At 35.3% G+C, this 14,783-nt stretch carries 5 protein-coding genes; 1 reads left to right on the top strand and 4 read right to left on the bottom strand.

Annotation, left to right across the window (positions count from 1 at the left end):
• The first annotated feature begins 46 nt into the window (after nucleotides 1–46).
• Entirely contained in the window at nucleotides 47–1,537 is a 1,491-nt protein-coding gene (locus tag JEP40_RS08995) for an MFS transporter (protein WP_198623279.1), read from the top strand.
• Nucleotides 1,538–1,597: 60 nt separating this feature from the next.
• On the opposite strand, the gene JEP40_RS09000 is transcribed toward JEP40_RS08995, so the two are convergent.
• From JEP40_RS09000 to JEP40_RS09015, 4 genes are all read right to left on the bottom strand, one after another.
• A complete protein-coding gene (locus JEP40_RS09000) occupies nucleotides 1,598–3,241 on the bottom strand; it encodes a TolC family protein (protein WP_198623280.1) in 1,644 nt (547 codons plus the stop codon).
• A gap of 12 nt (nucleotides 3,242–3,253) precedes the next feature.
• Nucleotides 3,254–4,369: an HlyD family type I secretion periplasmic adaptor subunit gene (locus JEP40_RS09005; protein ID WP_420094339.1), complete on the bottom strand. Its 1,116-nt coding sequence runs from the start codon at nucleotides 4,367–4,369 to the stop codon at nucleotides 3,254–3,256.
• 274 nt (nucleotides 4,370–4,643) lie between these two features.
• Complete coding sequence (locus JEP40_RS09010) at nucleotides 4,644–6,785, bottom strand: type I secretion system permease/ATPase (RefSeq protein ID WP_198623281.1); 2,142 nt, start codon at nucleotides 6,783–6,785, stop codon at nucleotides 4,644–4,646.
• An 80-nt stretch (nucleotides 6,786–6,865) separates the two neighbouring features.
• Nucleotides 6,866–14,764, bottom strand: a complete 7,899-nt coding sequence (locus JEP40_RS09015) for a hypothetical protein (protein WP_232799218.1) — start codon at nucleotides 14,762–14,764, stop codon at nucleotides 6,866–6,868.
• Between the last annotated feature and the right edge of the window lie 19 nt (nucleotides 14,765–14,783).

Here is a 14,783-nt window from a genome sequence, read left to right on the forward strand (position 1 = left end):
GTAGCCGCTAGTAAAAATAATACACATAAAAATAACTGAGATTTCTATGATAAAAGATTATAAACGTTGGATAGTATTACTTTTGGTATCTAGCATGCTGTTCCTCATTGTTGTTGATGTAACCGTGCTTTATATCGCATTACCACGTTTAACTCATGACTTAAACGCCAGTGCATCAGAAAAATTATGGATAATGAATGCTTATCCATTGATTGTGGCTGGATTATTACCCGCAGCGGGTATGCTCACAGACAGGATCGGCCATAAAACACTTTTTATTTGTGGGTTACCGCTATTCGCTCTCGCCTCTTTGTGTGCGGCTTTTTCTCCCACTGCGACGACCTTAATTGCATCTCGTGGTTTTTTAGCGGTGGGCGCAGCAATGAGTATGCCAGCCACCCTGTCAATAGTGCGACAAGTCTTTAGCGACTCGCAAGAGCGCGCTATTGCGATTGGTATTTGGTCTGCAGTTGCTTCTGGCGGTGCGGTTGTAGGGCCTTTAATCGGTGGTATGCTGCTTGAACATTTTTGGTGGGGCTCTGTCTTCTTAATTAACGTCCCTATTGTTCTTTTGGTATTACCATTCTCTATTTGGTTTATTCCTAAGTTTTCTGGACATGGTAACCATAAAATCGATTATTTAAGTTCCGGTTTAATTTTAATAGGTTTGATCAGTGCTATTTATGCTTTAAAAGAGCTAGGTAAACCTTATACACAGTGGAACGAAGTCACTATTGCAGGTGTCATTGCGGTAATTTTTCTCACGCTATTTGCTTTACGTCAGCGTAAACAGACTCACCCAATGATTGATTTTAAGCTATTTAAAAACCGTTTTTTTAGTATTGGTATTTTAATGTCCATACTTTCAATGGTGATTATTGTTGGGATTGAACTACTACTTAGCCAGCGCTTACAGCTTGTTGCGGGTTTTACTCCTTTAAATGTGGCACTAGTGATCTTACCTATCCCAATTGGCTCAGTATTGGCATCTCCTTTAGCGGGCTATTTTTTAACACGGTTAGGTGAAGTTCGCCTGATCATCAGCGGATTTTTGCTCACTTTAGTGGGAAATCTATGGCTAATTGCTATTTATCAAACAACATCTCTAATAGTATTGATTGGTAGCTTGTTTTTAATCGGCTTTGGTTTAGGTGTTATTTTTACCACAGCATCGACATCTATTATGTTGAGTGTTGCTGATAAACAAGCGGGTATGGCGGCCTCAATTGAAGATGTCGCTTATGAGTTAGGCAGTGTGATTGGAGTGACATTTATGGGCAGTTTAATGAGTACAGTGTACACCTTAAAACTCGTACTACCTGACTCATTAGCTATCAACGATGCAGTCTATGACAGTTTAGATGAAGCCCTCATTGTGGCAGAAAAATTACCCATTGACGTGGCTTCTCTTGTGATATCTCAAGCAAATCTAGCCTTTGAAAATGCCGTTTTCGTGGTATTAGTTGCTACTGCAATCATTACAACATTAAGTCTTTTTATATTACCATTTATATTACGTAATAAGCGTTTATATTAATTATAAGCGATACCTTTCCAGACAGATATATTTTATCTCTCTGAAAAGGTATCGCTATTATCAATTTGGAATGTCTAAAACTCGATTAATTTCGCCAGATGCCAATAAACAATCTAGACTTTGTAAATTTGTCTCAATAACATTATTAATATATTCAATATTAGATTGATGAATATCTCCCTCTGCGTTCAATACATCAATCAAAGGTCTTGTTCCTAAACTTTTGTATTGTAATAGATAAAGATCTCTCGTTTTTTCTGCTGTTTGTATTTTTTCTTTTTGTGAATTCATCATAGATAAATTACCCGTTACTTGAGATAACGCGACATTTAATTGCTGCTTGGTATTAATCGATATTGTTTCATATTGATACTGACTAGCTAATAATTCATTGGCTGCTTGAGACATTTTTGAATATTTACTTCCTCCTTCAAATAAAGGAATATCCACGTTAAGTTTAATTTCTCTTCTATCAGGATCATAATCTACATTATCGTTTTTATTGATATTTGTTCGATAATTACCTTCCAAATAAATTGTTGGGAAATTATCTAATCGTGCATATTCCATATTTTTCTTTGCAAGTTCATGATCATATTTAGCAAGTAACATATCGATTGACTCTACCCCATGATCTGTATATTGATAGCAAATATTAGAAAGATGAGCATCAGTAATTAAAGGAATTTGAGAATAGCTTACCGCATTATTTGTATAATTTTGTAATAATGCATTCCACCGCGCTTGCTGTGTTTTATAGCTATAAAGCAATGCTTGTGCTGAAACAAGTTTATTTTTACTTTGTACATAGTCAGCTTGTGTAGAGGCTCCTAATGAAGAACGACTCATCGCTAATTGTTCTATCTCACTAAAACCCTCCACTTGTAATTGAGCAATATTAACTAAATTATTATAAAGAGAAGTATAAAAGTAAGCTTGTGAGACTTGATAAATAAGATCTTGCTGGCTTTTTAAAGAAACTATTTTTTCTCGTGCAAAAGAAATCTCTGCAGAATCGACTCTTGTAGATGTTTTCCCAAAGTCATACACCATTTGTCTAACGGTAAAACGAACATCAGAACCTTTATTATTATTTCCATACCGATCTTTATTTTCATAGAGCTTATTATCCATTCCTACACTGACTTGTGGAAAATAATCTGCCCGCGATCCATCAACCATATCTTGAGCCGCTCTCGCTAAATATTCACTATTTCTTAATGATGGATGCCAATTTAAAGCTAATCCCACTACAGAAGACAGTGACTGTTTCTCAATATCTGTTCCTATTTTTTGTATTGGTTGTAATACATTAGGTTGAGCGTCAGCAATGCTGATTGATTTTGTCACACCCTGAGCTATATTAACGTTATTAGAGGTTACACGCTTATTTTCTTGTATCGATTTTGCGTCTTCACTCTCTTTTTCTAATATCACATTTTGATTATCCACATGTGGATGTAATAGTGATATATCAGCGGGTTTTAGTTGCTTGTTCTCTACTGATGATAAAATTTCCTCCTTATCTTTTTGCTGAGATAAAAAACGTTTAGGAGGCTCTACGTCCTTATGGATATCCACAATATCTAGAGTAAAAGAGTTAACTGGTTCAGTTTGTGATGTTGCGTTTGCTTGTTGTATACCACTACCACCTAATGATAAAACTGACCCTATTAGTAAAACAGTATGTTTGATTTTTTTCATTTTATTAACCTATTACCGTTCTCTTAATGCTTCATTAATTTTATTAAATGGTTTAATTAAATACTGTAATACTGTTTTACTGCCTGTTGTTATTTCGACTGATGCAATCATACCCGGCGTAATAGAAAATGATTTTCCCGCTTTATTCACTAAATAATCTTTATCAGTTTTGACGTATATTTTGTAATACGTCACATCACTTTTAACTTCATCTTTTACCGTATCCGGTGAAATAACGCTGACCGTTCCCTCTAATCCGCCATAAATAGCATAATCATAAGCAGTTATTTTGATTTTGGCTTGTTGTCCAGGATGAATAAAAGCAATATCTTTTGGCGATATTTTAGCTTCAATAATTAGTGTATCTTCCAAAGGAACAATATCCATCAATATACCATTCGGTGGAACCACACCACCAATTGTTGAATTTTGAATATTCTTCACAATACCTTTAACAGGTGATGTGATAGTTGTTTTTTGTACAAAATCTTGTCGCCCTTTAATTAAAGGCGCCAGGCTATCTATTTCAGCCATTACTTTCGCGAGTTCTTGTCGTGCAGTAACATAAAAATCCGACGTGTATTCTTGTGTTTTACTTTCTAAATCAATCAACTCCTTTTCTAATCTTAATACTTCGACGGTACTACTGGCACCTTGGCGAGCCAGCTCTTTATTAATATTTAATTGCTGGCGAATAATGAGCTTACTCTTTTGCAAATTAGCGAGTGTTTGAGTGAGTTTTTGTTTGCGTGATAAATAAAGCTTATTTTCATAATTAATTAATTCAGTTTGTGTTTGTAATTCTTTAGGGAAAACTAAGTTAACTATTTTATGTTGGTCAACTTCTGCTTTTAACCGAATAGAGGTTGCTAAAGCCGTATTATATTTCGCCTGTGATTCTTCTAGACTTGATGCTGTTCTTGTCGAATCTAATGTCGCTAACGTTTGTCCAACTTGAACAATATCCCCTTCTCTCACAAAAATATTGGTCACAATCCCACCATCTAGAGATTGAATAAGTTGCTCTTTAGAACTTGGGATGATTTTTCCATTCCCTTTTGTCACCTCAGCAACTTCAGCAAAATAAGCCCAAATCACCATAATAAATAAAAAGATAAAGATAGCCATGATGATACGATTTGCTCTACTGGCTTTAGTATCATCAATCAAACCAAATTCAGCAGCATCACCAATACTGTCTTCAATAAGATAGAGATCTTTATCTTTTTTATTCGTAATATAACGATAATCAGCAATAAGATTTTTTATTCGTTTGAAAAATCCCACTTTTTCTTCTTGGGTCTGTTGCATTCCTTGATTGTGTTGTTGGTTTAAACTTTCTAGTTCTTTCACCAACTTATTCATCTCATCAGGAGATACTGCATTCGATGAGTTATTTTTTTTATTTTTCATCTGTTACTCCTGAAAGCATTTTTAATGCAACCGCTTTGGGTTTATCAAGTACAATTTTGCCACCTGAAACAACAATAATACGATCCACAAGTTCTAATAATTTTTTTCTATGAGTGGTAATAATAAATGTTTTTCCAAGAGCTGTTTTTTCAATATTCTTAATAAAGTTAGCTTCAGTAATATCATCAAGAGATGCAGTTGGCTCATCCAATAGTAAAGTCGTTGGTTTTTTCAATAATAAACGGCTTAATAATAATGATTGTTTTTGTCCCCCTGATATACCAATACCACCTTCTTGAATAATATAATTAATCCCTTCTGGTAATTTATTTATAAATTCAGAAGCACCTGTTTCCTCAAGAACTTGATAAACTTCTTCATCGGTGGCTAATGGATTTCCTAATGTCACATTATCTCGTATAGTACCGTAAAATAATTTAGCACTTTGGCTTAAATAACCCACATCTCTACGTAAATCTGAAGGATCTAAGGTATTTAATTCAATATTATCTAGTGTTATTGTTCCTTCTTGATATTCCATCTTACCAAAAAGTGCCGAAAGCAAAGAGGATTTACCCGCACCATTGCGGCCTATAATCGCAATTTTCTCACCAGGATTAATTTCCAATTCATTTATATAAATCGCATAATTTGGGCTATTTTGATTAAATTTAAAACCAATATTTTCTAATTTATAATGACCTTTAATAAAAGGTAAATGGACTTTTTTAATAGACGTAGGATGATCAACCGGTAATTCCATAATAGACGTCAGCCCTTTTATTGATACCTTAGTTTGTTGCCAACGCGTAATAATATTCGCCATTTGAGAAATAGGCCCCATCATTCGGGAACTTAATATAGAAGAAGCGACGAGTGCCCCAGTGGAAAGCTCACCACTGATCACTAAAGGGGTTCCCATACAAATCACCCCCACAAACACACTGTTTTGAATAAAATAGGCCATACTACTTAATTTATGTGTTAGGTGTTTTAGCTTTAAACTGGCTTCAGCACTCGTTTTTGTATAATGGATCCATTGCTGTTGAAAACGGTACTCCGCCTGCATAGCTTTTATATCATCAAGTCCTTGAACTGATTCAACAATCATGCCACTACGTAGAGTGCTTTCTCTCATTGCTTCATTGGCAAGCACAAACAGTTTTTTCTGTGCTAATAGCCCAGGCGTTATCATTAAGAAAAAACCAGCTAATGGAATGACACAAATAATTCCGCCAATCATATAAATAATAAAGAGAAAAAAGAGAAAGAAAGGTAAATCTGCAATGGCAGCGACTGTACTAGACGTCATCATTTCTCTAATTTGTTCAAGATCGCGCAATTGAGAAATAAAAGAACCTGTAGAAGGTGGGCGATTACTGTCTTTTATCCTTAAAGAATGTCCATAAACACGATCCGACATGCGTAAATCGGCTTTTTTTCCTAATAAATCAATCACTCCATAACGTAACATTTTAAGAATATAGTCAAAAATAAAAGCAATTAATACACCCACAACCAAAACAAACATAGTTGAATAAGATTGTGATGGAATAATCCTATCATAGGTTTGCATAGAATAAGTGATCCCAGCCAAACCCAATACATTAATAATAAATGTTGCCATAATGACATATTTATAAGGAGAAACATCTCTTAATAAAATACGCCACAGCCAATGTTTTTCTGTGGGTTTAATATATAAATCCACTCTTGGATCAGGCCTGTCAACCATTGGCCTAAAAATAGCAATTCTTTTTATATTTTCTTTTAGTGTGTCTATATCAACATCAACAGCCAGGCCATAATCGCCACTGAATAATATTGTCGCGTTATTACCTTTTATATTTTGAACTATTCCCACTCTGCCATCATTACTTTCAACAACAACAGGTAACGACCAAACATTAAATTTAAAATTTTTGCTGTCTATAAATTTTGCAACCAAACAACACTGTCTAGCTAATAGCTTAATTACATCATCATAAGAAATATTATTCTCATACCACTTAGCCGTAATATTGATATTTTCTGGTGAAAAATCTAATCGGTAATGATTGGCTATATTAATAATCGCTTCTTTATAATTTTCTAAATAGCAATGAGCGTTATTATTTTCACTATTTTCCATAATAATACCTTAATATGGGAAAAACATCCTCATGCCGTATTGGCACGAGGATGTTAATTATTTATTTTATTTTTATAGATTTAGATATTATGAGTTGTCCCCATATCTTCCTCTGTTATTAGTGTTGCAACCTGATGAGATTCAATATTCCCATCATGTGTCGTTTCACTAACAAAAAGTGGAGACTGAATTGCATATTCTGTTTCTTGAGAAGTTGGAACAATATTTTCAATGCTAATATTGGCCTGACTTGCATCCGTTAACAATTCACTTAATTCAGGTAACTCAACATTATCTTGTTGTTCGTTCGATATTGTTTCTGAGGCCTCACCTAATTGAAGTAATGCCGCGATATCAAGGTTATTTGATTCTTCATTAACATCAGTATCTGTGTCGGTATCAACATCAGTATCTGTGTCAGTATCAACGTCAGTATCTGTGTCAGTATCAACGTCAGTATCTGTGTCGGTATCAACATCAGTATCTGTGTCGGTATCAACATCAGTATCTGTGTCGGTATCAACATCAGTATCTGTGTCGGTATCAACGTTAGTATCTGTGTCGGTATCAACATCAGTATCTGTGTCGGTATCAACATCAGTATCTGTGTCGGTATCAACATCAGTATCTGTGTCGGTATCAACATCAGTATCTGTGTCGGTATCAACATCAGTATCTGTGTCGGTATCAACATCAGTATCAGTATCAACGTCAGTATCTGTGTCAGTATCAACGTCAGTATCAACGTCAGTATCTGTGTCGCCTGTTGATGGTTTAGTTGGTGCTATAGGATCAATATCGATATCATCAAAATTTATGCCATCATTTGAATCTTGGTCTGTAGGTGGCTCTTGTGTATTTGAATTCACATTACCTTGTACAGATAAATAGTTTTTACCAAGAATAAATGCATCACTTTGAATATGCTCCCACTGACCACCTTCATAAGCAATTGCAGCATAAATCCATTTCAGATCAGGATATTGGTCTGTTGTTACACCTTCAATTTTAACAACTTTTTGGCCACCAATCATTTGAACAACGCCAGTACCTACAACAGTTTTATAATCATAAAAATCATAGACTTTTATCTGTTGCCCTACTTCAAATTTGGTACTCTTCAAGTAAAGGTGTTTTTTGTTATCTACCCAAGCTGTCACATCTTTTGTGGTAATGTCAGCATATTTACCCGTTATTAAATCACTATGAATTTCGGCTGGTGACTCTTTCTTACCGAAAGAAGCACTCTTAGAAGATTCATTTTCACCAACACCAACACGACTAATGGCTAGATTACTCGAATCACCTAATCCTTTAACTGTATCCCATGAATGTGCACCAGAATATTCCGTCACAACACCCACAAATTTACCGTTATGTAATGCCACATGACCCTTACCGACTTCTTCAAAATCTCGTATACCTAATAGGTTTGTTGAGACTTTATAGAGAGTAAAGGCATCACCTGCTTTCAAACCATCACCAGTGATCATAATTGTATGATCTTCAGTGATGTATGCTTCGACATTTTTAGGTGTTGAGGAATCCTTAACTTTAAAGCTACGACTAATATCTGAAGTGTCTTTTCCTAGCTCTTTTTGATAGCCATACAGATAACTTAAATCGTTACCACTCGACTTGATATTATTTGCTGTTTCTTTATCTACAAAAATATCAACGTATTTGCTGCCATCGGTACGAGTATGAACAGTACCTGAACCAAATGTTTTATCGACCGTACCAGAAATATTACCTAGCCATGCGCTATACCACGGTAAGTCTTTCCCCCCTAATGTAAAGACGGCACCATCAACAAGTCGGGCTCCTTCGATATGAATTTTACCGTCATTGGTAACAGTAATATCCAATGCCGTATCCAATGTACCCGCTGGTTTCTGCGTTTTTTCTCCCGTACTTAAATAAGGGTCAAACATTTTCAGAGAGTTAAGTGCATCGTTATAATCTTGCTGCAATTCAGCCAGCTTGATCTTCGAAATCGTTCCTGACAACTTAGCTTCCGTCATCACTTTATTGGCAGTTTGTAACTGTGTATAAAGCGAGTTGTAAACTAAATCTTTTTGTTCTTTGGTATCTGTTGCTTTGAGTAACTTCTCAATGTTTTTCGCTTCAGAAACAACATTATCAATTAATATTTGAGCTGCAACGATTGGATCTTCAGCTGACAAATTGTTGACTGAAATGTTGAGTTTATTCAGATTAGCCTGAACCATATCCAGTGGTGCACCATCAATAATTGATTGCTCAACTAATTGATAAGCTTCACTCAGTTCTGCGGCTAATTTCTGAACAGCATCATATTTCTCACTCGCACTCTTAATACCTGACAGCTCTTTTGAAGAGGCATAAGCCTGATTCGTCATTTCCGTCAGTTGAGTGATGCTATTCCATGCTTTTGAAAAATCTTCAATTTCTTTACTAAATTCTTCAATTTGATAATTGTAATACGCTAATTTAACGTCTTTAACGCCTTTCGCGGAGTACTCTTCTGATAACACTTTCGCATCATTTAATGCACGAATAGCAATTTTGTACTGCTCTTCAAAGACAGCATGATTAGAAAGCGTTGATTTATCTAAATTGATATGTGCGTTATATACAGATTCTTGCAGTAAACTCATGACTATATCGAGGTCAGCAAAGGCTTGCTCGCCTAACTGTCCATGGAATTCATTCATTAAGTTTACTTTGGTTTCATTAGCCGTATGCGCGGCACTATTAAGATAAGTCGTTCCTGCACTGTCTAATCCTAACTCTTTCGCTTTATTAGCTCGTTCTTTACCTTCTGCTAATAACGCGTTTGCTTCCGTTACGATAGATAAGAACTCTGTAGGATCTTTGATTACCGAGGTTGGGTCTTTTTTCAGTAGCTCATCGGCTTTTTTATACTCATTTGTCGCAGTTGTTAATAACTCTAAAGAGAGCGACATACGTGAGTAAGCATCGATTTCCTGAAGAACCCCTTTTGGATAATCAAGTTTGTTATCAAGTGAGTTGTAATACTTGTTGAGTTGATCTGTAAGATAATCTGGAACACCTTTGCTAGAAGCATTTGATACTGCATCTTTAGCATTATTCAGACTATCTTGAGCAGCAATGACACTATTTTTAATTGCTGTCGCTTGCTGAATAGAGGTAATGTTGTTCTCTTTTGCTTCAGCTGCTTTATCAACCGCTTTTCTAACAGCAACCTCAGCTTCAGTTATTGCAGCTTTGGCATCGTTATAGGCTTCAATAATATCTTCTTCAGTAAGTTGATTATCTTTTGCTTGAGCAATCAATACTTCAGATTCATTATTTTGTTTATCAACAAGCGCTTCTGTATCATCAAACTGCTTATCGACACCAGTAAAGGTTTTCAATAAAGCATCTTGTAAAGAACCGGCACTGATTGATGATTTAATATTGCTGACAACATCATCATATAAGCCTTTTGCTTCAATCAGTTGTTCTTTCGCTTCTAGCGCTTTAGCCAGTTTTTTCTCTGCTAACAGAATATTTTCTGCAGTTGGTGTTTTAACAGCTTGTTTCGCTGCCATTAAAGCATCATCAGAGAGTGTTTTTGCATTATTTAATGCAGTATCAAGCGCACTTTTGAAAATACCTAATTTTGCTAATGCATTTTCAATATTCTCTGGTGATTTATCTTTAGCCAGATCATTGATTGCATCATTCGCATCTTTAGCTTTATCTTCTAAACCATCAATATCAATCGCATTCAGAGTTAGACCATCTAACGTAGTTTGCGCTGAATCAATAGTATCATTTGCACTATTAATACCTTTTAATGCATGTTCAATTAAACCCTGATCCACACCATCAATGTTTGCTGCATCATTAATGACACTGTGCAGTTTTTCTATATTAAGCTCAGCTTTATTAATAATATCTTGGGCATCTTTTACTGCTTTATCAAAGTTCTTAACATTGGCAGGACTAGGATTTTTCTGTGCATGATCAAAAGCCGTTTGTGCTTTATCTACCGCTTTAATCACTTCGTTTAATTGCGCATTAATGACATTATCAACATTTAACAATGCGTTATTAATGGCATCACTATCGCCTGATTCAATTTTATCTTTAAGGTGATCAACCAATTGACTGATATCATCACCTTCAAAGTCAGGTAATTTTTCATCAGGAATAGCATTCTTCGCTTTCGCAATATTTGCCCCAGCTTTACTGATTTCATTGTCAAAGTATTTAATATTGGCAATGTATTCTTTAAATTCTGAGTTATTTTCTGGTGTTAAGCCTTTACTAATCGCTTTTTCGACCGTTTTTTGTAAATCGCTGGTATTTTCTTTAGCTAATGTATACAGCTCATCAGCAGTATTAAGTAAATACTTCACATCTTGTAAAGCCTGCTGATATTCAACGCTAGACTTATCCATTTCGGCAAGTTTTAGCGCCGCATCTAAGGCTTCTAAGGCTTTACTCGTAAGCTCTTGAACTAACTCATTGTTATTATCAATAGCCGCTTTTAATGCCTTATTGAAATTATTGATACTCTCTTTATTTTTTGGATCTAATTTATCTAATGCTGTATTTAAATCATCAAATACAACATGAGACTCAATTTCCTGAATTTGTTTATTCAGGTTATTGGCTTCTTTTTTCAGATCATTGAGACGTTCTAAAAGCTCTGCTTCCGTCGTTTCATATTTCGCAATAACATTACTACCTACGCCACCTTTTAAGGCTTTATCTAATGCAGCTTTCACTTTCTCATCGGCTAATTCTGCATTTTCAATAGCTTTAGTGAACTCATTTAAGACTGTTTTAGCATTCTTAATATCTTGTTCTTTAGGTGATGTTGATTCCAATAGTTTTTCAATTTGACTATTTGCTGTTATGCCTTTTTTCTGAGCTTGAAGAATTTCAGTATCAAGTTTATCCAGCGTATTTTTGATATTCGCAATTAAATCAGGATCACCTTCCTGATTATGTAAATTATCGAGAATATCAAGCGCATTATTAAGTGCAGTATTCGCACTGAGTAATGAGGTATCAGCTTGATCAGCTAACGCTTCTGTGACAATAAGATCAATATCTGTACCTTGTGCTTTTTCGATTAATTTATCGAGATGATCTTTACTATTTTGCGCTTTTTCAATGTATTGAGTCGCATCACTAACCGACTGTTCAGCAATCAATAAATCATCATAATTGCCCGATACTTTAGCTTTTTCAGCGTCATTTTTAGCAATATTCGCTTTTTCTTCAGCTAATTTAGCTAAATCAGCCACCAACTCTGCCGCTTTTTCTAAGCTCTCTTTTGCTTTAGCCTTATTCTCATCCGTTGGATCTTTAATCACATCATCAATTGCAGTATCTGCATCATCTAATGCAGGCTCTGTAATGTCTGAAATTAATTTATCTAGGATATTCTGAGAAATAAGAAGGTCATTTTCTGCAGTTGTCAGATGTTCAATCGTGATGTTTAAATCAGTAGCAGAATTTGTCGTATCAACGCCTTTGCTTTCTGCTTTATCAATTAATTGGCTTAATTGCTCTTTTGCAACATTTGCTTTATCAAATGCTTCTTGAGCTATTGCTAATAATGCTTTGGCAGCCAATACATCGTCAGATGTTAAACTTTCATTTGCTGTTTCTGCTGCGACTTTTGCTTCATAAGCGAGTGTCTGCGCTTTCTCAGCCAACGTCACAACGTACTCAGAGGCAGTATCTAAAACCTCTTTAACTTGCTCTTTTTCTTCATCTGTTGAGTTTTCATCAAGATCATCAAGGCCTTTTTCAGCATCATCCAATGCACCCTGACCATCAAGATCTGCTTTGATACTGGCTAATGTATTCTCAGCATTACCCACAAGATTTAGCGCATTATCAATATGTTCATTCGCAAGGATAAATTCTGCAGTTGCATCCTGAACATTAACTTGTTTTGCTTGCGCTTTTTCAATCAGATTTTCTAATTGTTGCTGCGCTTCTTGAGCTAATTTAATTGCGTCTTGAGCGACAACGACTGCATCGTAAGCAAATTGAATATCCGCGTCAGATTTACTGATAGCTGCTTTATCTGCCGCTTGTTTTGCAGATTCTGACAATGCTTCAGCTTTTTGCGCTAATTCAGAGCCATATTTAACTGTATTATCAACCGCTTCTTTTGCTTTTTCTAACTTATCTTCTGATGCATCTTTACCCAGATCATCAATAACACTATTAGCATCATCAATTGGATTTTTATCATCAGTTTTACGTAAATCTTGAATAATGGCATCAGTATCATTAATTAGTTGATGCGTTGTATCAAGATTAGTTTGAGCCTGTTGAGCATCATCTAACGCAATCTCTGTTGAAACACCTTTTTCTTGTGCTTTAACAATAAGTTGGTCTAATTCTGCTTTTATTTTCTCGGCATGAGAGAATTCAACTTTTGCTTTCTCTAATAAAGCTTCAGCTTCAACAAGATCAGTCTGTTTACCGCTATTGAATGCTTTTTCTGCTGCTGATTTAGCAAGTTCAGCCAATGTCAGTGCATTTTCTGTCACAGCAACAACATATTCAGATGCTAATTCAACCGCTTCTTTTGCTTGCTCTCTATCTTGCTGTGATGAATTTTCATCTAAATTATCAATAACTTCAGTACCCTTATCTAATGCATCTTTTGCATCATCAATAAGCTGTAACTTATCAAGAATTGATTGTGTATCTTTTAGATTTTGAGTTGCTTCATCTAATGAGATTTGAGATTTATCAGCATCAATTTGAGCATCCGTTGTATCAACACCTTTACTTTGTGCTTTTACAATTAAGCTATCTAACGTTGTTTTAGCTTCATTTGCTTTATCTAATACTTCATCAGCTTTAGCAAACAATGTCTTAGCCGTGGCAAAATCTTTCGCACTACCTGAGATCAATGCTTTTTCTGCTGCCAATTTGGCACTGCTAGATAAAATTTCTGCTTTCGAGGCTAAATTAACCACTAAATCTGAAGCTGTATCTAAAGAGGCTTTAGCTTTAGCTAATTCATCTGGTGTTGAATTTTCAGTTAAATCATCAATCAGATCATTGGCCTTATCTAACGCATCTTGATCTTTCAATAAATCATTCACCATATCCAAAATATTTTGTGTATGACTTAAAATATCATTGGCATTATCAATGTGTTCTTGTGAAAGAAGTGCATCAGATTGGGCTTCATCTGTATTAATTTCTTTAGCTATCGCCTTGGTAATTAGTGAATCCAACTTATCTTTAGCGACTTGAGCCTTATTAACTGCCTCTTGTGCTTTTTCTTGCAATAAAAGCGCGGTATTCAGATCTTTTTCTTTGCCAGAAATGAGTGCTTGTTCAGCGGAATCATGAGCTTGTTTAGCCAAGATTTCTGCTTTTTCAGCGAGGCCAACCACATAATCAGAAGCTGCATTTAATGATGCTTTAGCTTCTTCTTTTTGCGCATCAGTTGGATCTTCTGGTAAATTTTCAAGAATATCATCGGTTTTATCCAATATATTCGTATCTTCACCATTAGTTTCTTTATCTAACATATCAATAATAAACTGTACATTCGCTAACGTATGTACTGCATCATCAATATGTCCCTGTGCTTTATTTGCATCAATTTGAGCGTCAGCTATATCAATATCTTTTTCTTGAGCTTTTTGAATTAAAACATCAAGTTCAGCTTTTGCTTGTTTTGCCGTATTTAATACTTCATTGGCTTGACTTAATAACGTTTTCGCAAAATCAATATCTGCTTTATTCTCGCTAATCAAGGCCTTATCAATGGCAGCTTTAGCCATATCAGCATAAAGATCAGCTTTCAATGCCAATGCAACAACATATTCAGAAGCCGCATCTAACACTTTTTTCGCTTCCGCTTTTTCTTCCTCTGTTGCTGTATCTTTATCTAAGTCATCAATAATTTCGTTACCATCATCAATATTTCCACCTCCATTTTCAGTTGTGGCCAATGTATCGATGATTTTTTCAGCCACATTCAGTGCATTGTTCGCC

The sequence above is a fragment of the Proteus vulgaris genome (assembly GCF_016239305.1).
Classification (GTDB): domain Bacteria; phylum Pseudomonadota; class Gammaproteobacteria; order Enterobacterales; family Enterobacteriaceae; genus Proteus; species Proteus vulgaris_C.